The sequence below is a fragment of the Micromonospora sp. NPDC002389 genome, from assembly GCF_040296095.1.
Classification (GTDB): Bacteria; Actinomycetota; Actinomycetes; order Mycobacteriales; family Micromonosporaceae; genus Micromonospora.
The window spans coordinates 254,089-275,988 of record NZ_JBEOWP010000008.1; the positions used below are offsets into that span (position 1 = coordinate 254,089).

Below are 21,900 nucleotides of genomic sequence, written 5' to 3' on the forward strand. Positions count from 1 at the left end.
GGGCCACGACCGGCCGCGGTTACCCGCCGCGGCTGCCGTCACGCCCGCCTCGGGGGAAAATCGGCCGCCGTTTCCGGCCCGCCGCGCCGGGTAACCGCCGCCCGAGGGGGTACGCGATGGACTACGACACGTTCGTCGACCAGGTCGCTCGGCGGGCCGGTACCACGCCGGAACGGGCGGTGGACCTGACCCGGGCGACGTTGGCGACGTTGGCCGAGCGGCTGACCGGCGGGGAGGCCCTGGACCTGGCCCTGCAACTGCCGGTGCCGCTGCGGCAGTCGATGCGGGCAACCCCGGACGGCGAGGCGGCGCAGCGGTTCGACGCCGACGAGTTCGCGGCCCGGGTGGCGTTCCGCCTCGGGGTGCAGACGTCGGCGGCCCGAGGCGGGGTCCGCGCGGTCTTCACCGCGCTGCGCGAGGCGCTGGCCGGTGAGTTCGACACGCTGATGGTCCAACTGCCCCGCGACTACCGCGACATGGTCGAACCCGCGCTGGCCCCCGGCGCGACACTGCGACGCCGGTGACTCAGCCCACCGCGCCGTCGGCCCGCAGCGCGGCCACCCGGTCCGGGGCGTAGCCGACCTCGGCGAGGATCTCGTCGGTGTGCTCGCCTGGCCAGGGCGGCGGGCGGCGTACCGAGGTGGGGGTGCCGGAGAAGCGGGGAGCCGGGGCCGGTTGCACCACGCCGTCCCGGACCACGAACGTGTCCCGCGCGACCAGGTGTGGGTGCTCCGGCGCCTCGGCCCAGTCCAGCACCGGCGCCACGCAGGCGTCGGAGGCGGTGAGCAGGGCCGCCCACTCGTCCCGGGTACGCGTCCGGAACAGCCGCGCCCAGGCGGCGCGCAACGCCGGCCAGTTCGCCGGGTCGGTCCGGTCCGGTGCCTCGTCGCCCGGCAGCGGGAACCCGGTGCGGCGGACCAGTTCCTCGTAGAAGCGCGGCTCCAGCGCGCCGACCGCGACGTGCCGCCCGTCCGCGCACTCGTAGGTGTCGTAGAACGGCGCGCCGCCGTCGAGCAGGTTGACCCCGCGCGGGTCCTGCCAGAGGCCGAGTCCCCGCAGCGCGTGGATCTGCGTGCCGAGCACCGCCACCCCGTCCACGATGGCCGCGTCGATCACCTGGCCGGTGGCGCCACCGCGCACCGCGTAGAGCGCGGAGACCAGGCCCAGGGCCAGCATCATCCCGCCGCCGCCGAAGTCGCCGAGCAAATTGAGCGGAGGCACCGGCCGATCGTCGGCCCGACCGATGCCGTGCAGCGCGCCGGTCAACGCGAGGTAGTCGATGTCGTGCCCGGCGTACGGGGCGCTCGGTCCGTCCTGCCCCCAGCCGGTCATCCGGCCGTACACCAGCTTCGGGTTGACCGCGTGGCAGTCGGCCGGACCGAGACCGAGACGCTCGGTCACCCCGGGCCGGAACCCCTCGATCACCGCGTCCGCGCTCTTCACCAGGGCCAGCACCACCTCGCGTCCACCGGCGGACTTGAGGTCCACGCCGACGGAGCGTCGTCCCCGGTTGAGCAGGTCGGGATGGGCGGTGCCGAAGGCCGAGGGGTCCACGTCGGTGGCCCGGTCCACCCGGATCACGTCCGCGCCGAGATCGGCAAGCATCATCGCGGCGAAGGGGCCGGGACCGATCCCGGCCAGCTCGACCACGCGTACTCCGGCGAGTGGGCCGGCCGCCTGTTCTGCGGTCATCACCATCACGATAGGCGCTCGTGTCCGAGTCCGGTACCGGCATCGTCACTCCGCGTTCCGACCTGGTCGGACGCGGTCCACGCCGATCAGGAGCCCCCGTCTGGCGGGTCGGATCGGGCTGTCCTAACCTTGGCGGTACGAGGGGAGTACTTCCCACGAACCATACCGGTCAGTACGGCGCACCCCGGGTGTGCCTCGGGTGGTTGCCCACCAAAAGGTGGGTGAAGGAGACCTCGAACATGACACGGTGTTCGAGGAGGCCCCATGTCCGAATTGTCCTACGCTGCTGCCGGTTTGCAGTCGGTGGGTACGCCCACCCTCTGGGCGGTGACGATCGCCGGCGTGCTGGCCCTGCTGGTGCTCGACTTCGTGGTGACGCGTAAGCCCCACGAGGTGTCCCTGCGGGAGGCGCTGGGCTGGTCGACCTTCTACATCGCGCTGCCGCTGGCCTTCGGTGCCTGGGTGTGGTCCGAGTTCGGCTCGGAACGGGGCTTCGAGTACCTGACCGGCTATCTGGTCGAGAAGTCGCTGTCGGTGGACAACCTGTTCGTGTTCATGCTGCTGCTGGCGGCGTTTGCGGTGCCGACCGAGCTGGCCCAGCGGGTGCTGCTGTTCGGCATCACCGGCGCGTTGGTGCTGCGGGGCATCTTCATCGCGTTGGGTGCGGCGGCGCTGCAGACGCTGGACTTCGCGTTCCTGATCTTCGCGTTGATCCTCTTGTTCACCGCCGCGAAGCTGCTGCGGGACGCGTTCACCGGGCACGAGCAGTCGGTGGACATCGGCAACATGCGTTCGGTGCGGCTGCTGCGCCGGTTCATGCCGGTGGTCCAGGAGTACCACGGCACCAAGATGATCGTGCGGGTCGACGGCCGCCGCGCTCTCACTCCGCTGGCGCTGGTGGTGGTGGCGGTCTTCGCCACCGACGTGGTCTTCGCGGTGGACTCGGTGCCGGCGGTCTACGGCATCACCGAGGATCCCTACCTGGTCTTTGCCACCAACGCCTTCGCGCTGCTGGGCCTGCGGGCGCTCTACTTCGTGCTGCACGCCGCGCTGAGCCGCCTGGTCCACCTCACCTACGGTCTGGCGATCATCCTGGCGTTCATCGGCGTGAAGCTCGGCCTGCACTGGGCGCACGGGATCTGGGAGGGTGTGCCGGAGATCCCGACCGTGGCGTCGTTGCTGGTCATCATCGGTGTGCTGACGGTCGTGACGATCACCAGCCTGCGCGCCACCCGCAACGTGGTGCCGGGCTCCAAGGAGGTCGTCACCGAACGGAAGTGACCCGCCCCCGTGGCGGAGCCGGGCGTGGTACGACTGTGCGGTGGGTATCGTCACGCCCGGCTTCCAGGGTCGGCCACGCTCCGAGGCACCGGACCTGCCACCCGGTCAGTACCTGACACCCGACTTCCCCGTGCTCTCCGCCGGCCCCACACCGAAGGTGCCGCGCGAGAGCTGGGAGTTCGTGATCACCACCGAGACCGGCATGGAATACCGCTGGTCCTGGGCCGAGATGATGGCGTTGCCGCAGGAGACCCCGACGGTCGACATCCACTGCGTCACCCGCTGGTCGAAGCTCGGCACCACCTGGCAGGGCGTCTCGCTGGACACCCTGCTCGACGGGGTGGACACCGCTGCGGACTACGCCCTCGCCCACTCCTACGGCGGCTACAGCACCAACCTGCCGCTGGAGGACCTGACGGACGGTCGGGCCTGGCTGGTGCACACCTACGACGACGCGGAGCTGCCCGCCGAGCACGGCGGGCCGGCCCGGCTGCTGGTGCCACACCTCTACTTCTGGAAGTCCGCCAAGTGGGTGCGCGGCATCCGGCTGGGCCTGGAGGACACCCCCGGTTTCTGGGAGACCGCCGGCTATCACGACTACGGGGATCCGTGGCGTGAGCAGCGGTACCAGGGCGATTGAGCGGGCGGATGCGGTGGCAGCCGGCCCGGCTGGTGCACCGCCGGGTCGAGACGCCCACCGCGCACACGCTGGTGCTCCAGGTGCCGGGCTGGCCCGCCCACGTACCCGGGCAGCACGTGGACCTGCGGCTCACCGCATCCGACGGATACCAGGCCGCCCGGTCGTACTCGCTGGCCGCGCCGGCCGACGGCGACCGGATCGAGGTGACCGTGCAGCGGGTGCCCGACGGCGAGGTGTCGCCGTTCCTGGTCGACGGCTACCGCGAGGGTGACCCGATCGAGGTGCGCGGCCCGATCGGCGGCTGGTTCGTCTGGCGGCCGACGCAGACCGACCCGGTGCTGCTGGTCGCCGGTGGCTCGGGGCTGGTGCCCCTGATGGCGATGATCCGCGCCCGCCGGGCCGCCGGCAGCCGCACCCCGTTCCGGCTGATCTACTCCGTCCGCACCCCGACCGACGTGTTCTACGCCGACGAGCTGCGGCGGCGGGTACGCGACGACGCCGGCCTGGACATCGCGTACGTCTACACCCGCGAGGCGCCGGACGGCTGGGCGGGCGAACCGCACCGGCTCGGCCTCGCCGACGTGAACACGCACGGTTGGCCGCCGGAGCTGACGCCGCTGATCTACGTCTGCGGCCCGACCGGTTTCGTGGAGACCGTCTCCGACCTGCTCGTCGGCCTGGGCCACCCGGCACGGCGGGTACGCACCGAACGTTTCGGCCCGACCGGCTGAGAGGAGTCGCGGATGACCGCGCTGCCGTACGTGGACGGGAACATGCTCGACGGCCCGCTGGGGGAGGTGTTCGCGGTGGACCTGAGCACGGCCACCGGCCGCTGCGCCCACTGCGGCACCGCCGGCCCGATGGCCGGACTGCGGGTCTACTCGCACGCTCCGGGGCTGGTGGCCCGCTGCCCGGCCTGCGCGGACGTGATGCTGCGGCTGGTCCGTGCACCGGACCGGGCCTGGCTGGACCTGCGGGGCGCCACCTTCCTCCGGTTCCCGATGCCTCCGGACCGGCCGTCGGGCCGCTAGTGCGGTGTCCAGGAACGCCGCCGGTCGTCGTCTGGACCCGGCGCGGCCCCCGGTGAACGATCCTGGACACCGCACTGGGTCGCCGGGGCGACGTTTGTCGGCCTGCGGGGTGGGAACGGGCCCGGAATGACGAAGCCTCGTGTGGTGATCGTGGGGGCCGGTTTCGCCGGGTACCACGCGGCGAAGACGCTGAGCCGGCTGGCCCGCGACCGGGCCGAGATCGTCCTGCTGAACTCGACCGACTACTTCCTCTATCTGCCGCTGCTGCCCGAGGTGGCCGCCGGTGTGGTGGAGCCGGGTCGGATCGCCGTGCCGCTGACCGGCACGCTGAACGGCGTTCGGGTGGTCATCGGCGAGGCGGACCACGTCGACCTGCAGAACCGCTGGGTCGGGTTCACCCAGCCCGAGGGGGAGCGCAACCGGCTGGCGTACGACCGGCTGATCCTCGCCGTCGGCAGCGTGAACAAGCTGCTGCCCATCCCCGGGGTGACCGAGTACGCGCACGGTTTCCGGGGTCTGCCGGAAGCGCTCTACCTGCACGACCACGTGGTCCGCCAGATCGAGTTGGCCGAGCAGGCCGAGGATCCGGCCGAGCAGCGGGCGCGGGCCACGTTCGTGGTGGTGGGTGCCGGCTACACCGGGACCGAGGTGGCCGCGCACGGGCAGCTCTTCACCGACGAGCTGACCGCCCAGCGTCCCCGGTTGCCGATCCGCCCGAAGTGGATGCTGCTGGACGTCGCGCCCCGGGTGCTGCCCGAGCTGGACCGGCGGATGTCGCGTACCGCCGACCGGGTGCTGCGCCGGCGGGGGGTCGACGTGCGGATGGGCACCTCGGTGGCGGTCGCCACCGCCGACGGGGTCACCCTCACCGACGGGGAGTACGTGCCGACCTGCTCCCTGATCTGGTGCGTCGGCGTACGCCCCGACCCGTTCGTGGCGCAACTGGGCCTGCGGACGGAGAAGGGGCGGCTGGTCGTCGACGAGTACCTGAACGTGCCCGGCTTCCCCGAGGTGTACGCCTGCGGCGACGCCGCCGCCGTACCCGACCTGACCCGGCCCGGCGAGATCTGCACGATGACCGCCCAGCACGCCCAGCGGCAGGGCAAGCTCGCCGCGTACAACATCGCCGCCTCCTACGGGCAGGGGCGGCGTCGGCCGTACAAGCACCACGACCTCGGCTGGGTGGTCGACCTCGGTGGCAAGCAGGCGGCGGCGAACCCGCTCAAGGTGCCGTTGTCGGGTCTGCCGGCGAAGGCGGTGACCCGGGGATACCACCTGTTGGCGATGCCGGGCAACCGGGCGCGGGTCAGCGCCGACTGGCTGCTCGACGCCGCGTTGCCCCGCTCGGCGGCGCAGTTGGGTCTGATCCCCGCCGACGCGGTGCCGCTGGAGAGCGAGTCGCCGGAGCTGCCGAGCCACGCCCGCTGACCGGCCGCCGGGCGGGGGACGCCCGCCCGGCGGCGGGGATCAGCCGGCTGCCGGCGGTGCCAGCAGGTCGCGCAACCCGTCCGGTACGTCCAGCGAGTCGATCAGGTCGCGATCCTGCTCGGCGAGCGCCGCCAGCGTGGCCTCGGCCTGGTAGCGGGCCTGCTCCGGGGTACGGCCGCTGATCCGACCCACCTCGGACAGGAACCCGGGCAGGTCCTGGTGCCTTCGCACGCCGTCGACGGGTACGACGTCGTGCAGCCCGGCCGGTACCGCCCGCAGCAGTCGCTGGCGCTCGCCGGCCTCCAGGGCCGCGGCCAGCACGAGCACGGTCGACTCGACCCCTACCTTGGCGGTACGGAAGTCGACGCCGGATCGCCGGACGACGTCGTCGACGAGTTCCCGGTATCCCATGCTGGTGATCCCTGGGGCGTTCGTGCCCGGCTCGGGTCGGGGCCGAGGGTTCGCGGCGACGCCGGCCGGCGGAGGTGTGGGTCCACCTCGCGTCGTGTCCGGTTTGCGGCTCTTTCCGGCCGGTGGCGGGCCAGCGCGCTTGCCCTGCTTCAGGTGCGTGGGCTGCTTGGAGGCGCTCAGGCTCGCGCCGGTGTCGGCGGCCTGCATGCCGCGCTCACGGGCCTGCCGGGCCAGAGCACGGCGGCGCTGGTTGTCGCCCTCCATCTGCTTACGCACGGTGACACCTCGCTTCCGTCGGTCTTCGTCGGGCCTCACCGTGCCGCGTTCCCGTTGGCCCCGAGCAGGAAACGATCGCCCGGCGCCGCGAGCCGACCGTTCCCGGGCGGGCCGGAGGGCTTCATCCGGCCCGGGTGAGGGACGCTCACCCGCGTCGGCCGGACGATCGGGGTGGCCGGAGAACCCGGTGTGAGGCACGAACTTCCGAGGCACGCGGAAGGGAAGGTCCGATGAAGCAGATTGTCGAGATCGTCCCCGCCCGACCGGGCTGGTACGCGCGATGGCGTCTGACCGCCGAGACCACCCGGTGTTACCCGGTGACGCTGTGGGCGTTGCTGGAGGAGTCCGACGGCACCGGCCGGGAGGTGATCGGTGTCGACTGTGCCGGCCAGTGGCCCGGCGCGGAGGACGACGGCACGGACGGGGAGTTCGTCCGTTATCTGTTCCAACCGCCGGAGGCGGGACCTCCCGACGACGCGGAGAGCACCGCCGAGCCGCAGCGCATGGGCACCCGTCCGGTGCCGACGCCCTGAGCCATCCTCCGGTCCCCGGCCCCTGGTCCCAGGGTCGGGGACCACCCCTGCCGGGCCGCGTCTCGCGCGCTCAGCCGACCGCGGTGACGCCGTCGCCGTCCACGGCCGGCGGCAGTTGCAGCAGCTCGGCCAGGCCGGTGCGGTCCAGCAGTTGACGCAGGGACGGGTTGACGTTGACCAGCCGGATCGGGTCGGACCCTCGGCGGTGGGCCACCACGAAGGCGCTCAGCCCGGAGGAGTCGCAGAGGCCGACCCCGGCGAGGTCGATGACGAGTTGCTGATAGCCGGAGCGGTGCAGCTCCGTGACGGCGGCGATCAGGTCGGGTGCGCTGTCGAAGTCCAGGTCACCGGTCAGCCGCAGCTCGGCGCGCCCGGCGTCGAGACGGCTGACCTCGATGGCCAACAGCGAGGAGGACATGACTCCATGCTCCCAGCCCGTGCGTCTGACGCAAGTCGCGGGGTCGGCGTTTTCACCGGAGACTGTCTTTTCACGCGGTGATGGACGGCTGGTCCTCCGGCCCGGTCGCCGGTTCGCCGCCGACCGGACGGGCGAGCAGCCCGGTGACGCCGGTCATGTCGAGGATGGTCTCCAGGAATCGTGGCACCGCACGTAGCTCCACCGTGCTGCCGAGCTGCTGCCCCTCGCGCCAGGCGTGCACGATGACGCTGAGCCCGGTGCTGTCGATGAACTGCAGGTCGGCGAAGTCGAGCACGAGCGTGGCGGGACCGGTGCCCAGCAGCCGGTCGATCTCCACCCGCAGCGGGGTCGCCGTGGTGTAGGCCAGGTCGCCGCCCACCCGGATGACGGGTGCCTGGGGATCGGCCCGGTCGACGGACATGCTCAATGGCGTCGACTCGGGTCTCCGACCGTGTGACAGCAACGATCAGCCTTCCGCAGGGGTGGTTGGCAGGGGGCGTTCCGGATCGTAACAATCCCTGAGCTGCCCCGCCTCTCGGGCGCGACCGGCCCGGACGCGTCCGCCGACCTGCCCTCCGGAGGCCCGGCCGCCCGGCATCGCTGTCGGGTGGCGGTGCGGCGGGAGCAGCGTAGGGTGGGTGGAGGAACGCGACCGTGCACTCCGCGCAACGCGGGTGCGGAATCGACAAGGAGTTAGGGCCGAGCTGGTGACGGGTGCCGACGTCAGGGATCTCGAGCCCGGCGACGGACGGTTTACCCCGCCGAGTGTCGCCCGGGTCTCGGCATGGCGCCCAGATGCCCCCTGGACCGCCGGTCTCTCCGCCCTGGAGCGCTCCCACGCCACGGCCGACTGGCCCGAGGTGGTCGAGCACCTCCGTGAGGGACTCGTGGTGTGCGGTCCCGACGACACCGTGTGGCACGTGAGCCCGGTCGCCGAGCGCCTGCTGCCGGAGATCACCGTCGGCGGCACGCTCGGCACGGTCGACGGACTGCGTACCGACCAGACCGAGTTCGTCCACCACGGCCGTCGTCTCCGGGCCCGCCGGGTGCCGCTGACGGCCGGTCGGAGCTGCTGGTACGTGGAGGACGTCAGCGAGAGCGCCGCGCGCGCCGACGCGCTCTCGGCTGAGCGGGCCAGATCCGCCTTCCTGGCCGTGGTCGGCGAGAAGCTGGGCAACCCGCTGCATCCGGACCGGGCCGCCGCGGCCGTGGTCCGGCTCGCCGTACCCACCCTCGCGGAGGTGGCGGTGCTGGTCCTGGCGCCGCGCTCCGGCCGGGCCCGCTGGTGGCGGGCCAGCCGCGCCGACGACGAGGCGCCGGTGGTGGACCGGGGCGTGCTCTCCGCCACCGAGCTGCCGCCGGCGGTCGCCGACAGCCTCCAGGGCGTCCAGCCACACACCGTCGACTGGCTCGTCGAGCAGGCCGTCGAGGCGGGCTGGCTGCCCGGGACGTCCGCCGCCGACGTCTGTGCCCGGCTGGTGCAGCTACCCGGCCGGGACGCGCCCGCCGGTGTGCTGCTGGTGGCCCGGGCTGCCACCGACTGGTACGCCGAGGAGGACGTCGACCTGATCCGCGCGTTCGCCGCCCGCGCCGGTGCCGCGCTGACCACCGCACTGCTCTATCGCGAGCAGGCGGAGGTGGCCGACACCCTGCAGTCCAGCCTGCTCCCGGTGGCACCGGCGGAGGCGCCGGGCGTGCAGTGGGGTACGGCGTACCGTCCGGCCCAGGCGGGGCTGCGCATCGGCGGCGACTTCTACGGCTCGCACCGGCTGCCCGACGGCGGCTCGCTGTTCTTCCTCGGCGACGTCTCCGGCAAGGGCGTGGAGGCGGCCGTCTTCACCGGACAGCTACGGCAGTGCCTGCACGCGCTGCACCGGGTCGAGCAGCAGCCCGCCCGGCTGTTGCAACTGCTCAACGACGCGCTGCTGGAGACCACCCTGGCCCACGGGCAGGGCCGGTTCGCCACGCTGGTGCTGGGTGTGGTCCGGCCGCACCGCGACGGCGGCCTGTCGTTGACCCTGGCCGGTGGTGGGCACCTGCCGCCGCTGGTGCTGCGGGCCTCCGGCGAGGTCGAGCAGTTGCCGCTGCGCGGAATGCTCATCGGCGTCGTGCCGGACCCGCGCGTCGGCCAGGTCACCGTCCGCCTGGCCCCCGGTGAGACGTGCCTGCTCTACAGCGACGGTGTGACCGAGGCGCGCGGCGGGCGGCGGGGCGACGAGCAGCTCGGCACCGACCGGCTGGTGCAGGCGGTCACCGGCTGCCAGCGGATGCCCGCACCCGCCCTGGCCGAGCGGATCGAGCAGGTCACCGGCGACTGGCTGGCCCACCGCGATCACGACGACATCGCGGTGCTCGCGCTGCGCGCCACCGGCACCGGCCCGCGCTCGCACCGGCACCTGCACGCGGTGCCCGCCCCGCCCGCAGACGGGACGACCGGGTCGTGACCACCGCGACCAGGGGTGTCCTCGACGCCACCGCGTACGAGGAGTATCTGCACTGTCTCGCCGAGGCCGACGAGCCGGCCGCCATCGAGGTGGCCCGGGGCCTGCTCGACGGTGGGGTGGCGGCCGAACGGGTGCTGCTCGACCTGGTCGCCCCGGCCCAGGCCGAGGTGGGGGAGCGGTGGGCCCGCAACGAGTGGAGCGTGGCCCAGGAACACGCCGCCACCCACATCAGCGAGCGGGTGGTGGCGGCGGTCGCCGCGTACTGCCAGGTGCGGCCGACCCGGGGCCGGATCGTGGTGGCCTGCATGGACGGCGAGTGGCACGCGCTGCCGGCCCGGCTGGTCGCCGAGATGCTGCGGCTGCGCGGTTGGCAGGTGACCTTCCTGGGGGCCAGCGTGCCCGCCGCGCACCTGGTGTCGTACCTGCACCGGCACGACGCGGACGCGGTCGCGCTGGCGTGCGCGCTACCGATGCGGTTGCCGCACGCGCACCGCATGGTGGAGGCCTGTCAGCGCGCGGACGTGCCGGTCGTGGTCGGCGGGCGGGGCTTCGGCGTGGACGGCCGTTGGGCGCGACGCCTGGGCGTGCTGTGGGCGCCGGACGGGCCGACCGCCGCCCGTCTGCTCGCCGACGAGCGCACGCTGCGGGCCGGGCCGCCGGCCGCCAGCCTGGCGCACCTCGCCGACGACGAGTACGCCGCCCTGGTCGCCCGGCGCGGCGAGCTGATCGACAGCGCGTTGGCCGACCTGGCGCAGCGGCATCCGGCCGCCCGGGACTACAGCCCGGCGCAGCTCGACTCGACGGTCAGCGACCTCGGCCACATCCTGGACTTCCTGGCCGCCGCGCTCTACGTCGACGACGACACGCTGTTCGCCGAGTTCGTCGACTGGCTGGTGGCCGTCCTGGACAGTCGCGGCGTGCCGGAGGCCGCGGTGGACGTCGTCCTGACCCACTACGCCCGCGTTCTGCAGGACTTCCCCCGTGCCGCCGGATATCTCCGGTCGGGGCGCTCGGTGGTCGCGGCGCGCTGCGCCCGCTCGGCACCCGCCGAGGCGTAGGATCCGGCCGGCCGTCAGGCTGGCACTATACTTGCGCCACTGCAAGCATCCGGTTCTGGACGGCGGGAGGGATCACCGTGACGTTCACCGTCACGTACGCCGAGCGCCTCGGTGGCGGGCCGACCCGCCTCCGGCTCGCCGGCGAACTCGACATGAGTACCGCCGGGGAACTCAACGCCGTCATCGACCGGCTGGCCGACTCCGGGGAACGCCGGTTGCTGGTCGACCTGACAGACCTCACGTTCTGCGACTCCACCGGCATCTCGGTCTTCGTCCGGGGGGACAACCGGGCGGCGGCCGAGGGCGGCTGGTTGCGCGTCACCGGCGCGACCGGCCGGGTGGAGCGGGTGCTCAAGGTGACGGGTCTCGCCGAGGTGCTGGGGTACGGTGCTGACGCCGTCGACCCGGCGGCCACGGACCGCCCGGGGATCGGCTAGATTTCCCGCCAGCGCGGGGCCGAGAGGCTCCGCCCTCGACGACCTGAGGGCAGGCAACGATGGGCGCACGCACCCTTGACCCGGTACACATCCTCGTCGTCGACGACGACCCGGGTGACGTGCTCATGATCGAGGAGGCGTTGGCCACCTCGACCGTCGACAAGGTCATCGACGTGGTCAGCGACGGCCAGGAGGCGATGGAGTTCCTGCGCCGCGAGGGGCGGCACACCGGGGCGCACCGGCCGGACGTGATCCTGCTCGACCTGAACATGCCCCGCATGGACGGGCGTCAGGTGCTGGGCGAGGTCAAGAACGACGAGGACCTGCGGACCATCCCGATCGTCGTATTGACCACGTCGAACGCGGACACCGACATCATCAGCAGCTACACGTTGCAGGCCAACGCGTACGTCACCAAGCCGATCGACCTGGACGACTTCAACGACGTCGTGCACCGCATCGACGAGTTCTTCGGCCGGGTCGTCGTGCTGCCCAAGCGCGCCTGAGGCCCGTCGTCGCGGTCGGTCCGGCCCCGCCGGTCCGGCTGTCGCCCGCGCAGACGCGAGAACGGGCCGGACCGGCGACGACGGGTCAGGTCAGCGCCGCCACGATGGTGGCGGCCCGCTCCTCGTGCTGCGCGTACGCGTACGGGTAGGCGGAGATCTGCACGGCCTGGGCGGCCATGGTCAGACTCATCTGCTGCCAGCCCGGCACCTTCAGCAGCGCCTCGTAGAAGGCGCGCGAGGCGTACGCGGGCCGCATCAGGTCGCGGACGCTGCCCCAGCCGCTGCTGGGTCGCTGCTGGAAGAGCCCGACCGAGTCGTGGTCCCAGCCGATGGCCTGGTGCGGGTAGTTCTGCGACTCGGGCAGCACACCGCTGGCGTAGTTGAGCAGCGTGCTCTCCTGCATGGCGGTGGCGACGGCGACGACCAGCCCCTGGCGCGGGATCTTGAGGTCCACGCCGATGTCCACGATCACCTTGGCGTTGTCCATCTGCGCCTGGGTCAGCCCGGCGACCGGCTTGGGGCGGGCCGGCGGGGCCGGGGTCGTCTTCTTCGGCTTCGGGGAGGCCGTCTTCTTCGGTGTCGGCGAGGCGGTCGGCGACGCGCTGGGGCTCGGGCTGGCCGGCGTGGGCGAGGGACTGCGGTCGAAGGAGCGGGAGGCGGGATCGTCCTCGGCGGCCAGGGCGCGGTCGGCCACCGACTCGGCGACCTGGGCCCGGGGGGTCTCGTCGTCGTCCCGGTTCGCCGTCGCCACCGCCGCCGCGCCGAGGCAGCAGGTCACGCCGGTGGCGAGGGCCACCCGGACCGGGGTGGAGGCCAGCAGGGCACGGACGCCACGACGTGGGGTCACCACGCGTCGGTGTCGCCCTGTCGCCCGTTCGGACGATGCTCCGTCGGCCGTACGGCTCGCCGGTCGCTCGGGGTTCAGCTTCTGGTCGATGGGGTCGTCGGGATGCACCCGCCGAGGCTAGAAAGCCCTCGGCCCGCTGCCACCGGCCCGCTTGGTGGCATGCGTCACAATTTGTGGTTGTCGACCGGTCGATACTGCACGGTTCATCGGATAGCGGATGCACCTCGGCTATCCGTCGTTCCCGCCATGCCGGATTTGGCGGGGTGAACAGGACGAAACAAGGATCTCATTGCCGTCGATGGACGACCGGCGGCACCTCCCCCGAACGGTGGAGGGTCGCCTAGGCCCACCGTGTCATCGCCGCCCAGGCGGTCGGCCCCCCTGTCTCCACCCGCCCCACCGCCCCCACGCGCCCCAGCGCCCCGGGCGCCCCGTCGATCATGGACTTGTGGCGACGGCATAACGTCCCAAATCCGACTAGCCGGCTGCCACGACGCCATGATCGGCGGTGCAGGCCGCTGCGCCCAGGCGGGTCAGTGCCGGCCGTTCTCCGCCGGGGTGACCGTCAGCCGGTGCCGGCCGCCGTCGGCGCTGGAGAACGGCCACAGCCGGTCGGCCTGCTCCACCAGCTCGCTGAGCTGCTGGCGGGTCAGGCCCACCGACGAGATCGAGGCGTGCACGTCCGCCCGGTACCGGCCGTCGTCGTCGCGTCCGAGGCTGGCCTCCGCGCGTACCTGCACGGTGTGCGCCTCGTCGGTGATCCCCCCGGCCGCCTCGACCGCCGCGTGGTGCAGGCAGGAGGCGAAGGCGGCGGCGAGCAGCTGCGACGGGGTGAGCCCGCTGCAGTGCGCCGCCAACGGAGAGGCGAGGCCGGTGGAGAGCGCCTCGTCGTCGGTGTGGATGTGGCCACCCTCGGCGGTGGCCGTGGCAACCTCGTTCAGCCAGGAACTCATCGCGTTCCTCCCGTCGCTCCCCGCCCGGCTACCCGACCCCGAACGGGTGAAACTCACCGCGGATGCCGGCTCCACTGCACGCGCGGCGCGGCCTCGGTGACCTCGGACGCCGCCCGTTCCGTCCACGGGCTCACCGGAGGGCGCTGACGGGGCAGCAGGGGTAGCTGCATCGGCACGTACACCCGGGCGTCCACCGCCTCGCCCAGCAGCAGGGCGGTGACCAGGCTGGTCGGCCGCCGGGCGGGATCGTCGGAGAGGCAGCGCCGGCACAGGTCGGCCACCTCGGCGGGCAGGCCCGGCACCTCGGGCAGGGGGCGCGGTGGCTGCCGCCCGTGCGGCCCGAGCAACTGGGTGACGCTGTCCGCCGAGTACGGCAGCCGCCCGGCCAGGCAGCAGTAGAGCAGCACGCCGAGGGCGTACATGTCGGCGGCCGGGGTGGCGGGCGCCCGGCGCAGTTGCTCGGGGGCGAGGTACGCGGGCGTACCCACCACCACGCCGTCGGGGGTGGGGTCGGCGGTGCCGGTCGGGGTGGCGATGCCGAAGTCGAGCACCTTCACCCCGGACGGGGTGAGCATCACGTTCGCCGGTTTGACGTCGCGGTGCACGATGCCGTGCGCGTGGGCGGCGGCCAGCGCCGCGCTGACCTCGGCGCAGACCCGGACCGCGATCTGCCAGTCCAGCGGCCCGGCGCGCAGGTGCGCGGCGAGCGTCAGCCCCTCGGCCAGCTCCATCACGATGTACGGCTGCTCGCGCCCGGGTAGGCCGGCGCAGGTGCCGAAGTCGTGCACACTGGCAACGTTGGGATGCACCAGGCGGGCCGCCGAGCGGGCCTCGGCGCGGATCCGCTCGACCGAGGCGTCCCCGTCCGGCTGACCCGGCGACACCAGCTTCACCGCGACCGGCCGGTCGAGCACCGTGTCGTGGGCCCGCCATACCTCGGACATCCCGCCGACGCCGATGCGCTGTTCGAGCCGGTAACGCCCGTCCAGCGTCCGCATGGACCGCTCCTCGCCCTCGTGTTGCCGTGCCGCGCTTCACCTGACTGCGCGGCGTCGGGCACGGTACCCCGTCGTTGATCAGGGCAAACCGGCCTCCGACGGCGGCCGGTGCGTTAGCGTGCGAGCCGGGACGGCGACGAACCGGACGAACGGAGAGCGGAGCACACGATGACTGAGGTGACCGTACGTTTCGTCGGTGGCCCGGCCGACGACCTGGTCCGGGCGTTGCCGGCCGGCCCCGACGGGGCGCCGCCCCGGCTGTGGGTGCTGCGCCGGCCGGAGTCCGCACCGGACCCCGCCGCCGACCATCTCTACGCGCGGCAGCGGCCCGACGGCACGGGGGACTGGACGATGCGCTTCGTCCGGACCGACCCGGTCGGCGTGAGCGAGTGATCGAACCCGAGCGCGGGGGTTCCACACAGCCGGCACACAGCAACCGCACAAGCGGAGCCCAGTCCGTCCGCTCACGATGGGGACCATGATGAGCGAGGGAGCGGTCGGGCCGGGCCGCGTCGAGTTGCGCCGGCCCGACGGCGAACCGGTCCGCGTGCTGGTCGTCGACGACGAACCGACGCTGACCGACCTGCTGTCGATGGCCCTGCGATACGAGGGCTGGCAGGTGCGTACCGCCGGGGACGGGACGGCGGCGGTCCACGCCGCCCGGCAGTTCCGGCCGGACGCGGTGGTGCTCGACGTGATGCTCCCCGACCTCGACGGCTTCCAGGTGCTGCGTCGGCTGCGTGCGGAGAGCGCCACCCTGCCGGTGCTGTTCCTGACCGCCCGCGACGCGGTCGAGGAGCGTATCGCCGGGCTGACCGTGGGCGGCGACGACTACGTGACCAAGCCGTTCAGCCTGGAGGAGGTGATCGCCCGGCTGCGGGCGCTGCTGCGCCGCTCCGGGTTCGCGGTCGCCGCCCGCCCCGACTCGGTCCTCACCGTCGGTGGCCTCACGCTGGACGAGGACAGCCACGAGGTACGCCGGGACGGTCAGTTGGTCACGCTCACCGCCACCGAGTTCGAGCTGTTGCGCTACCTGATGCGCAACCCGCGCCGGGTGCTCAGCAAGGCGCAGATCCTCGACCGGGTGTGGAACTACGACTTCGGCGGCCAGGCCAACGTGGTCGAGCTGTACATCTCGTACCTGCGCAAGAAGATCGACGCCGGCCGCCCGCCGATGATCCATACGCTGCGCGGGGCCGGGTACCTGCTCAAGCCGGCGGAGTGAGAGTGCTGCGGCGCTGGCTGGCCGGCTGGTCACTGCGTACCCGCCTGGTGGTCACGCTGGTCGCCCTGCTCGCCGTGGTCAGCCTGGCCATCGGCGGCCTGACCACGGTGGCGCTGCGGCAGTTCCTGATCTCCCGGGTGGACCAGCAGTTGCAGTCGATGCCCGGCGGCCGTCCCGTGGTCCCGTGGGAGCCCGGGCCGGGCGGCGGGCCGTGGAACGGCGACGTGCGGGTCCCGCGCGGCTTCCCGTCCGGCACGATCAGCGCGCGGGTCGTCGACGGCCGGGTCACCGAGGCGTGGACGCTCGTCGACCGCCAGGAGCAGGAGGTGCCGGTCGAGGAGGTCGCGGTGCTGGCCCAGGTGCCCAGCGACGGCCGCCCCCGCAGCGTCGACCTGGGCGGCCGGGGCGACTACCGGCTGCTGGCCCGCCCGTCGGCCACCGGGACCGTCCGGGTGCTCGCGGTGCCGCTGACCGAGGTGCGGGAGACCGTGTGGTGGATGGTCGCCGCGCAGACCGGTGTCACCGCGGCCGGGCTGCTGGTCGCCGGCACCGCCGGGGCGCTGATCGTGCGGGCCACGCTGCGTCCGCTGCGTCGGGTCGCCGCCACCGCCGCCCACGTCAGCGAACTGCCGCTGGACCGGGGCGAGGTGGCCCTCTCCGAACGGGTGCCGGCCGCCGACACCGACCCGCGCACCGAGGTCGGTCAGGTCGGGTCCGCGCTCAACCGGATGCTCGGGCACGTCGCCGCCGCGCTCGCCGCCCGGCAGGCCAGCGAGACCCGGGTACGCCAGTTCGTCGCCGACGCCAGCCACGAGCTGCGTACCCCGCTGGCCGCGATCCGCGGGTACGCGGAGGTGGCCCGCCGGGGTCGCGACCAGGTCCCGCCCGACGTGGCCCACGCGCTGCGCCGCGTCGAGTCGGAGAGCACCCGGATGACCCGGCTCGTGGACGATCTGCTGCTGCTGGCCCGGCTCGACTCCGGCCGGCCGCTGGCCGTCGAACCGGTCGACCTCACCGCGCTGGTCGTGGACGCGGTCAGCGACGCGCACGTGGCCGGCCCGGAGCACCGTTGGCAGCTCGACCTGCCCGACACCGTCGTCCGGGTGTCCGGCGACCCGGCCCGGCTGCACCAGGTGCTGGCGAACCTGCTGGCCAACGCGCGGGTGCACACGCCGCCCGGCAGCACCGTCACCACCGGCCTGCGGCTGGCCGACGGTGTCGCGGAACTCCGCGTCGCCGACGACGGGCCGGGCGTACCGCCCGAGCTGCGTCCCGAGGTGTTCGAGCGGTTCGCCCGGGGGGACAGCTCCCGTTCCCGGGCCCACGGCAGCACCGGCCTCGGGCTGGCCATCGTCGCCGCCGTGGTGGAGGCCCACCATGGGACGGTCACCCTGGACACCCGGCCCGGTCGGACCGTCTTCACCGTCCACCTTCCACACCTCACCGCCGACGGCAGGTAAGGAGGGGTCCCCTGCTAACGCCTCGTGCATAGCAGGGGACCCCTCCTTGCATCCACGCCGGCTGGCGGGGGAGCGCGCGGTGCGGTGCGGGCGGCGGTGCGGAATCGAACGCGGGGAAGTGCTCGGTTGTGCCCGACAGGCAGCGGTAATCCGCGTACGGTGGCAGGAGTCCGGCAAAACGTGCGAAACGTGAATTGTGTGCCGGATCAACGACGAGGACGGCGAGGGGAAGGAGCGGTCGGTGGAGCACCTGGCCTACCTGGACGCGGGATCCGGCAGCCTGATCGTGCAGGCGGTGGTCGGCGGCGTCGCCGGCGTCGCGGTGGCGGCCAAACTCTACTGGCGCAGACTCGTCGACCGGTTCCGCCGCCAGCCCACCGACCAGAACTGACCCGCCGGCATGGCGATCCCCGACCTCGGCCGGTCCACCCGGCCGGCCTCGTCCGGCGTCGAGCTGCGGCCCGAACCCGGCTCCTTCCGCGACCCGGCCAACCGGGTCTTCCACGCCGGTGACGACGTGCTGCGCGCGCTGGACGAGACCGCGGCCCAGCACTGGCGGGCGCTCGCGGGCAGCACCTTCTTCCCGCCCCTGCTCGCCGCCGGCAAGGTCTGCGGCACCGAGGAACTGCCGGCGGGCGCGCAGATGCCGCCCTCCGCCGCGCCGCTCGGCACGGCGGACCCGACCGGTACGGGACACCCGGCGTGGGCGGCGGTGCTGCGGCACGAGCGGATCCCGTTCGTCTCCCACCCGTACGAGTGGTCCTTCGCCATGCTGCGCGACGCGGCCCTGCTGCACCTGGAGATCCTCCGGGCGGCCCTGCCGGCCGGCTTCACCACCAAGGACGGCTCGGCGTACAACCTCCAGTGGCGTGGCGTGGAGCCGGTCTTCATCGACGTCGGGTCCTTCGCCCCGCTGCGCGACGGCGAACCGTGGGCCGGCTACCGGCAGTTCTGCCAGACCCTGCTCTATCCGCTGATGCTCGGCGCCCACCTGGGGATGGACTTCCGGCCCTGGCTGCGGGCCCGGATCGACGGCATCGAGCCGGAGCAGATGGTCCCGCTGTTCCGGGGCGTACGGCGGCTGCTTCCGGGCGTGCCGACCCATGTGCACCTGCACGGCAGCGTGCAGCGGCGCAGCGCCGACACCAGCACCGCCGACGTCCGCGCCCAGTTGCGCGCCGCCGGCTACACCCGGGAACTGGCCCTGGCCACCGTGCGGGGCATCGAGAAGCTGGTCCGTCGCCTCGACCACCGGCCCACCGCCACCCACTGGGTGGACTACCAGCGCACCTGCGGCTACTCCGGCGACGACCGGGCCGGCAAGGAACGGTTCGTCGCCGCCGCGCTGACCTGCGCCGCCCGGCCGCGCCTGGTGCTCGACCTGGGCGCCAACGACGGCCGGTACGCCCGCCTCGCCGCCCGGCACGCCGACTACGTCGTCGCCGTCGAGCAGGACCCGGCGGTGCTCGACCGGCTCTACCGGACGCTGCGCGACGAGGGGGAGCGGCGCATCCTGCCGCTGGTGATGGACCTCGCCGACCCGTCGCCCGGTGGCGGCTGGCGCGGTGTGGAGCGCGCCTCGTTCGCCGCCCGCGCCGAGGCGGACACCGTGCTCGCCCTGGCCCTGGTGCACCACCTGGCCATCGGACGCAACGTGCCGCTGCCCGAGGTGGTCGCCTGCCTGGCCGGGTACGCCGCCCGGGGCGGCCGGCTGGTGGTGGAGTTCGTCCATCCCGACGACCCGATGGCCGCCCGGCTGCTGGCGAACAAGCCCGACGGTCTCTTCCCCGACTACCGGCGGGACGCCTTCGAGGCGCTGCTCGCCGCGCACGGCACCGTCGAGGACCGGCTGGAGCTGCCCTCGGGCACCCGCACCCTCTACCGGGTGGCCCTGGGTGGCTGACCGACCCACCGACGCAATCGACCCCACGGACGCCGGCCCCACCGACGCCGACGCGACCGACACCGATATGACCGGCACGGGTGCCGACCCCGACACGACCGGCACGGGCGCCGACGTGACCAGGGCCGACATGACCGGCGCCGACGGGACGGGCGCTGGCCGGGTCGAGGCCGCGCAGGCGGAGCGCCGGTGGAGGCTGCGCACGTGGTCGTGGGGCTGGGGCGGCTGGCGGGCTGAGGGCGGCCGAGTGCTGGAGGTGACCGCGCTGGTCGGGCTGGCGGTCACCCAGCCGCTGCTGGACGTCCTCGGCCGCAGTCCGGACTTCTTCCTGTTCCACCGCGCCGACCGGGGCGAGATCCTGCTGCTGGTCGCCCTCGTCGCGGTGGTGCCCACCGTCGCGCTCGGGTTGCTCGGCCTGCTGACCGGGCTGGCCGGCCGGCTCACCCGGGCCGCGACGCACACGCTGCTGCTCGGCCTGCTGGTCGGCGCGCTGGCGGTGCAGGTGGGTCGGCACGTCACGCCGCTGCGGGGCGTACCGCTGCTGCTGGCGGCGGCGGTGGCCGGGGCCGGGGCGGCGCTCGCCCACCGGCGCTGGCGGACGCCGGGACGGGTGCTGCGGGTGGCCGCCGTGGGGCCGCTGATCTTCGTCGGGCTGTTCCTGTTCGCCTCGCCGACCGGGCCGGTGGTGCTGCCCCGGGGCGACGGCGGCGCGGCCGGCACGGCCGTCGGCGACCTGCACCCGCCGGTGGTCATGCTGGTGCTGGACGAACTGCCCCTGGTCTCGCTGCTCGACTCGGACGGCGGCATCGACGCGGCCCGCTTCCCGCACTTCGCCGAGCTGGCCGCCGGCTCCACCTGGTACCGCAACTCGACCGGGGTCAGCGGCTGGACGCCGTACGCGCTGCCGGCCATGCTGACCGGCCGCTACCCGGCCCAGCCGTACGCCCCGCACTACTCGCACTACCCGGACAACCTCTTCACCGCCTTCGGCGGGTTGTACGACATCCGGGCCGAGGAGAGCATCACCCGGCTCTGCCCGCCCAGCCGCTGCGAGCAGCCGGTCACCCCGGAACAGGGGATCGGGGTGCTGGTCCGGGAGACCGGCACGCTGGCCCGGCAGATCACCGCCCCGCACGACAGCCGGATCGACCCGGAGGACTCGTACCGGGAGCGCACCGCCGAGGAGGCGGGCATCGACGCCGCCGAGCCGGTGCCGAGTGACCCGAAGTTCCGTTGGGACAGCCTCAACGTCAACCAGCCGGCCCGGTTCACCAGCTTCCTCAACAGCCTCACCCCGTCGACCCGGCCCACGCTGCACTTCCTGCACCTGCTGATGCCGCACAGCCCGTGGGCGTACCTGCCGTCCGGCGCCCGCTACGAGGCGCCCGAGGACTTCCCGAACGAGGGGCGGGGGTGGGTGGACCTGGCCCGGCAGCGGCACCTGGCGCAGCTCGGCTACACCGACCGGCTGATCGGCGAGACGATCCGTACGCTGCGCGCCAGCGGACTGTGGGACCGGGCGCTGGTGGTGGTCACCGCCGACCACGGCGTCAGCTTCACCGAGGGGGCGCAGGGCCGGGGCGAGGGCGCTATCCGGGCCACACCCGAGCAGGTGGCCTGGGTGCCGACGTTCGTCCGGACGCCGGGGCAGCGCGCCGGGCGGGTGGACGACCGCAACTGGGAACACGTCGACCTGCTGCCGACCATCGCCGACGAGGCGGCCATCCGGCTGCCGTGGCGGGTCGACGGCCGCTCGGCCCGGCAGACGCCGCGTACCGATCCGGGCAAGGTCTTCTACGACCGGCCGTCGCAGCCCATCGCGATCCATGGCGGAGTGCCCGCCGCGCTGCCGTCGCCGGCACCGCACCCGCTGGTCGGCACCACCGTGGGCGACGCGCCGCCCGGCGGCACCGCGATCGTCGGTGGGCAGGACGCCTTCCGGGCCGTCGACCCGGACGACGGCCGGCTGCCGGCGATGGTCTGGGGAACGGTGCCCGACCAGGTCGCCGACGGCACCTCGCTGGCGGTGGCGGTGAACGGCGTGGTGGCGGCCGTGGTGCCGGTGGTGGCCCCGGACCCGGGCGGTCGCCGCTTCGCCGCACTGCTCGCCGACGACAAGCTGTTCCGTCCCGGCGCCAACCGGCTCGACCTGTACCTGGTCGACGCCGCCGGTGACCTGCGTCGGCTGACCGTCACCTGACGTCGCGAGGGCTGTCCGGTCGGCCGTCGGCCGACGCTACCGACGTGCCCGCACGGGACCTGGCCGTCGCCCCGCGCCGGGTGCGCGACTGAGCGCTCGGACAGTTCCGCACCCGTCGCGTACCGACACTCTTCGTGCTTTCTTCGTGCCTGTATGTCC

23 protein-coding genes and 1 pseudogene are annotated in these 21,900 nt (G+C 73.5%); 17 read left to right on the forward strand and 7 right to left on the reverse strand.

Annotated features, from left to right (window positions below; genetic code table 11):
- Nucleotides 1-116: 116 nt before the first annotated feature.
- Nucleotides 117-524 carry a DUF2267 domain-containing protein gene (locus ABT008_RS17810; RefSeq protein WP_350697315.1) on the forward strand — a complete coding sequence of 136 codons (408 nt, stop codon included), beginning with the start codon at nucleotides 117-119 and terminating at the stop codon, nucleotides 522-524.
- A 1-nt stretch (nucleotide 525) separates the two neighbouring features.
- Here ABT008_RS17810 and ABT008_RS17815 read toward each other — a convergent pair whose 3' ends face one another.
- The gene (locus ABT008_RS17815; protein ID WP_350697316.1) at nucleotides 526-1,692 is read right to left on the reverse strand and encodes a CaiB/BaiF CoA transferase family protein; all 1,167 of its coding nucleotides are present in this window, start codon (nucleotides 1,690-1,692) and stop codon (nucleotides 526-528) included.
- Between the two features lie 264 nt (nucleotides 1,693-1,956).
- Between ABT008_RS17815 and ABT008_RS17820 the strand changes: the two genes are divergently transcribed.
- The 5 genes from ABT008_RS17820 to ABT008_RS17840 all read left to right on the forward strand — a co-directional run bounded on the left by ABT008_RS17820 (nucleotide 1,957) and on the right by ABT008_RS17840 (nucleotide 6,072).
- Complete coding sequence (locus ABT008_RS17820) at nucleotides 1,957-2,973, forward strand: TerC family protein (RefSeq protein ID WP_350697317.1); 1,017 nt, start codon at nucleotides 1,957-1,959, stop codon at nucleotides 2,971-2,973.
- Between the two features lie 40 nt (nucleotides 2,974-3,013).
- Nucleotides 3,014-3,613, forward strand: a complete 600-nt coding sequence (locus ABT008_RS17825; RefSeq protein ID WP_350697318.1) for a sulfite oxidase-like oxidoreductase — start codon at nucleotides 3,014-3,016, stop codon at nucleotides 3,611-3,613.
- An 8-nt stretch (nucleotides 3,614-3,621) separates the two neighbouring features.
- Nucleotides 3,622-4,344, forward strand: a complete 723-nt coding sequence (locus tag ABT008_RS17830; RefSeq protein WP_350697319.1) for a ferredoxin reductase — start codon at nucleotides 3,622-3,624, stop codon at nucleotides 4,342-4,344.
- 12 nt (nucleotides 4,345-4,356) lie between these two features.
- Entirely contained in the window at nucleotides 4,357-4,644 is a 288-nt protein-coding gene (locus tag ABT008_RS17835) for a DUF6510 family protein (protein ID WP_350697320.1), read from the forward strand.
- Between the two features lie 126 nt (nucleotides 4,645-4,770).
- Nucleotides 4,771-6,072: an NAD(P)/FAD-dependent oxidoreductase gene (locus ABT008_RS17840; RefSeq protein WP_350697321.1), complete on the forward strand. Its 1,302-nt coding sequence runs from the start codon at nucleotides 4,771-4,773 to the stop codon at nucleotides 6,070-6,072.
- A 42-nt stretch (nucleotides 6,073-6,114) separates the two neighbouring features.
- Here ABT008_RS17840 and ABT008_RS17845 read toward each other — a convergent pair.
- Nucleotides 6,115-6,759 (reverse strand): annotated as a pseudogene (locus tag ABT008_RS17845) (DUF2267 domain-containing protein); the annotation flags it as partial.
- A gap of 230 nt (nucleotides 6,760-6,989) precedes the next feature.
- Here ABT008_RS17845 and ABT008_RS17850 point away from each other — a divergent pair.
- Nucleotides 6,990-7,292: a hypothetical protein gene (locus tag ABT008_RS17850; RefSeq protein WP_350697322.1), complete on the forward strand. Its 303-nt coding sequence runs from the start codon at nucleotides 6,990-6,992 to the stop codon at nucleotides 7,290-7,292.
- Between the two features lie 70 nt (nucleotides 7,293-7,362).
- Here ABT008_RS17850 and ABT008_RS17855 read toward each other — a convergent pair whose 3' ends face one another.
- Together ABT008_RS17855 and ABT008_RS17860 are read right to left on the reverse strand one after the other, a co-directional pair.
- Entirely contained in the window at nucleotides 7,363-7,710 is a 348-nt protein-coding gene (locus tag ABT008_RS17855; protein ID WP_350697323.1) for an STAS domain-containing protein, read from the reverse strand.
- 70 nt (nucleotides 7,711-7,780) lie between these two features.
- On the reverse strand, nucleotides 7,781-8,131 hold the full coding sequence (locus tag ABT008_RS17860) for an STAS domain-containing protein (protein ID WP_350697324.1): 351 nt from the start codon (nucleotides 8,129-8,131) through the stop codon (nucleotides 7,781-7,783).
- A 499-nt stretch (nucleotides 8,132-8,630) separates the two neighbouring features.
- Between ABT008_RS17860 and ABT008_RS17865 the strand changes: the two genes are divergently transcribed.
- The 4 genes from ABT008_RS17865 to ABT008_RS17880 all read left to right on the forward strand — a co-directional run bounded on the left by ABT008_RS17865 (nucleotide 8,631) and on the right by ABT008_RS17880 (nucleotide 12,155).
- Nucleotides 8,631-10,154, forward strand: a complete 1,524-nt coding sequence (locus ABT008_RS17865) for a PP2C family protein-serine/threonine phosphatase (RefSeq protein ID WP_350697325.1) — start codon at nucleotides 8,631-8,633, stop codon at nucleotides 10,152-10,154.
- Complete coding sequence (locus tag ABT008_RS17870) at nucleotides 10,151-11,212, forward strand: cobalamin B12-binding domain-containing protein (RefSeq protein WP_350697326.1); 1,062 nt, start codon at nucleotides 10,151-10,153, stop codon at nucleotides 11,210-11,212. Before ABT008_RS17865 ends, ABT008_RS17870 begins: the two co-directional genes overlap by 4 nt.
- 77 nt (nucleotides 11,213-11,289) lie before the next feature.
- Nucleotides 11,290-11,649, forward strand: coding sequence for an STAS domain-containing protein (locus tag ABT008_RS17875; RefSeq protein WP_350697327.1), 360 nt, complete (start codon nucleotides 11,290-11,292; stop codon nucleotides 11,647-11,649).
- Between the two features lie 59 nt (nucleotides 11,650-11,708).
- Nucleotides 11,709-12,155, forward strand: a complete 447-nt coding sequence (locus ABT008_RS17880) for a response regulator (RefSeq protein WP_350697328.1) — start codon at nucleotides 11,709-11,711, stop codon at nucleotides 12,153-12,155.
- 85 nt (nucleotides 12,156-12,240) lie between these two features.
- On the opposite strand, the gene ABT008_RS17885 is transcribed toward ABT008_RS17880, so the two are convergent.
- The 3 genes from ABT008_RS17885 to ABT008_RS17895 form a co-directional block, all read right to left on the reverse strand.
- Nucleotides 12,241-13,110 carry a hypothetical protein gene (locus ABT008_RS17885; RefSeq protein ID WP_350697329.1) on the reverse strand — a complete coding sequence of 290 codons (870 nt, stop codon included), beginning with the start codon at nucleotides 13,108-13,110 and terminating at the stop codon, nucleotides 12,241-12,243.
- 425 nt (nucleotides 13,111-13,535) lie between these two features.
- On the reverse strand, nucleotides 13,536-13,955 hold the full coding sequence (locus ABT008_RS17890) for an OsmC family protein (protein ID WP_350697330.1): 420 nt from the start codon (nucleotides 13,953-13,955) through the stop codon (nucleotides 13,536-13,538).
- Between the two features lie 53 nt (nucleotides 13,956-14,008).
- Nucleotides 14,009-14,953 carry a serine/threonine-protein kinase gene (locus tag ABT008_RS17895; protein ID WP_350697331.1) on the reverse strand — a complete coding sequence of 315 codons (945 nt, stop codon included), beginning with the start codon at nucleotides 14,951-14,953 and terminating at the stop codon, nucleotides 14,009-14,011.
- A 168-nt stretch (nucleotides 14,954-15,121) separates the two neighbouring features.
- Here ABT008_RS17895 and ABT008_RS17900 point away from each other — a divergent pair, with 168 nt between their 5' ends.
- The 6 genes from ABT008_RS17900 (at nucleotide 15,122) to ABT008_RS17925 (ending at nucleotide 21,741) form a co-directional block, all read left to right on the forward strand.
- Nucleotides 15,122-15,346: a DUF8847 domain-containing protein gene (locus tag ABT008_RS17900; protein WP_350697332.1), complete on the forward strand. Its 225-nt coding sequence runs from the start codon at nucleotides 15,122-15,124 to the stop codon at nucleotides 15,344-15,346.
- Between the two features lie 85 nt (nucleotides 15,347-15,431).
- Entirely contained in the window at nucleotides 15,432-16,178 is a 747-nt protein-coding gene (locus ABT008_RS17905) for a response regulator transcription factor (RefSeq protein WP_350697333.1), read from the forward strand.
- A 17-nt stretch (nucleotides 16,179-16,195) separates the two neighbouring features.
- Complete coding sequence (locus tag ABT008_RS17910) at nucleotides 16,196-17,638, forward strand: sensor histidine kinase (RefSeq protein ID WP_350697395.1); 1,443 nt, start codon at nucleotides 16,196-16,198, stop codon at nucleotides 17,636-17,638.
- A gap of 241 nt (nucleotides 17,639-17,879) precedes the next feature.
- Nucleotides 17,880-18,029: a hypothetical protein gene (locus ABT008_RS17915; RefSeq protein WP_191088694.1), complete on the forward strand. Its 150-nt coding sequence runs from the start codon at nucleotides 17,880-17,882 to the stop codon at nucleotides 18,027-18,029.
- A 9-nt stretch (nucleotides 18,030-18,038) separates the two neighbouring features.
- The gene (locus tag ABT008_RS17920; protein ID WP_350697334.1) at nucleotides 18,039-19,541 is read left to right on the forward strand and encodes a class I SAM-dependent methyltransferase; all 1,503 of its coding nucleotides are present in this window, start codon (nucleotides 18,039-18,041) and stop codon (nucleotides 19,539-19,541) included.
- Nucleotides 19,542-19,671: 130 nt separating this feature from the next.
- Complete coding sequence (locus ABT008_RS17925) at nucleotides 19,672-21,741, forward strand: sulfatase-like hydrolase/transferase (protein WP_502890448.1); 2,070 nt, start codon at nucleotides 19,672-19,674, stop codon at nucleotides 21,739-21,741.
- Nucleotides 21,742-21,900: the final 159 nt, after the last annotated feature.

Coding starts and splice junctions, on each gene's coding strand:
- ABT008_RS17810 (WP_350697315.1), top strand. CDS start 117: ATGGACTACGACACGTTCGTCGACCAGGTCGCTCGGCGGGCCGGTACC.
- ABT008_RS17815 (WP_350697316.1), bottom strand. CDS start 1,692: ATGACCGCAGAACAGGCGGCCGGCCCACTCGCCGGAGTACGCGTGGTC.
- ABT008_RS17820 (WP_350697317.1), top strand. CDS start 1,957: ATGTCCGAATTGTCCTACGCTGCTGCCGGTTTGCAGTCGGTGGGTACG.
- ABT008_RS17830 (WP_350697319.1), top strand. CDS start 3,622: ATGCGGTGGCAGCCGGCCCGGCTGGTGCACCGCCGGGTCGAGACGCCC.
- ABT008_RS17835 (WP_350697320.1), top strand. CDS start 4,357: ATGACCGCGCTGCCGTACGTGGACGGGAACATGCTCGACGGCCCGCTG.
- ABT008_RS17840 (WP_350697321.1), top strand. CDS start 4,771: ATGACGAAGCCTCGTGTGGTGATCGTGGGGGCCGGTTTCGCCGGGTAC.
- ABT008_RS17850 (WP_350697322.1), top strand. CDS start 6,990: ATGAAGCAGATTGTCGAGATCGTCCCCGCCCGACCGGGCTGGTACGCG.
- ABT008_RS17855 (WP_350697323.1), bottom strand. CDS start 7,710: ATGTCCTCCTCGCTGTTGGCCATCGAGGTCAGCCGTCTCGACGCCGGG.
- ABT008_RS17860 (WP_350697324.1), bottom strand. CDS start 8,131: ATGTCCGTCGACCGGGCCGATCCCCAGGCACCCGTCATCCGGGTGGGC.
- ABT008_RS17880 (WP_350697328.1), top strand. CDS start 11,709: ATGGGCGCACGCACCCTTGACCCGGTACACATCCTCGTCGTCGACGAC.
- ABT008_RS17890 (WP_350697330.1), bottom strand. CDS start 13,955: ATGAGTTCCTGGCTGAACGAGGTTGCCACGGCCACCGCCGAGGGTGGC.
- ABT008_RS17895 (WP_350697331.1), bottom strand. CDS start 14,953: ATGCGGACGCTGGACGGGCGTTACCGGCTCGAACAGCGCATCGGCGTC.
- ABT008_RS17900 (WP_350697332.1), top strand. CDS start 15,122: ATGACTGAGGTGACCGTACGTTTCGTCGGTGGCCCGGCCGACGACCTG.
- ABT008_RS17905 (WP_350697333.1), top strand. CDS start 15,432: ATGATGAGCGAGGGAGCGGTCGGGCCGGGCCGCGTCGAGTTGCGCCGG.
- ABT008_RS17920 (WP_350697334.1), top strand. CDS start 18,039: ATGGCGATCCCCGACCTCGGCCGGTCCACCCGGCCGGCCTCGTCCGGC.
- ABT008_RS17925 (WP_502890448.1), top strand. CDS start 19,672: ATGACCGGCGCCGACGGGACGGGCGCTGGCCGGGTCGAGGCCGCGCAG.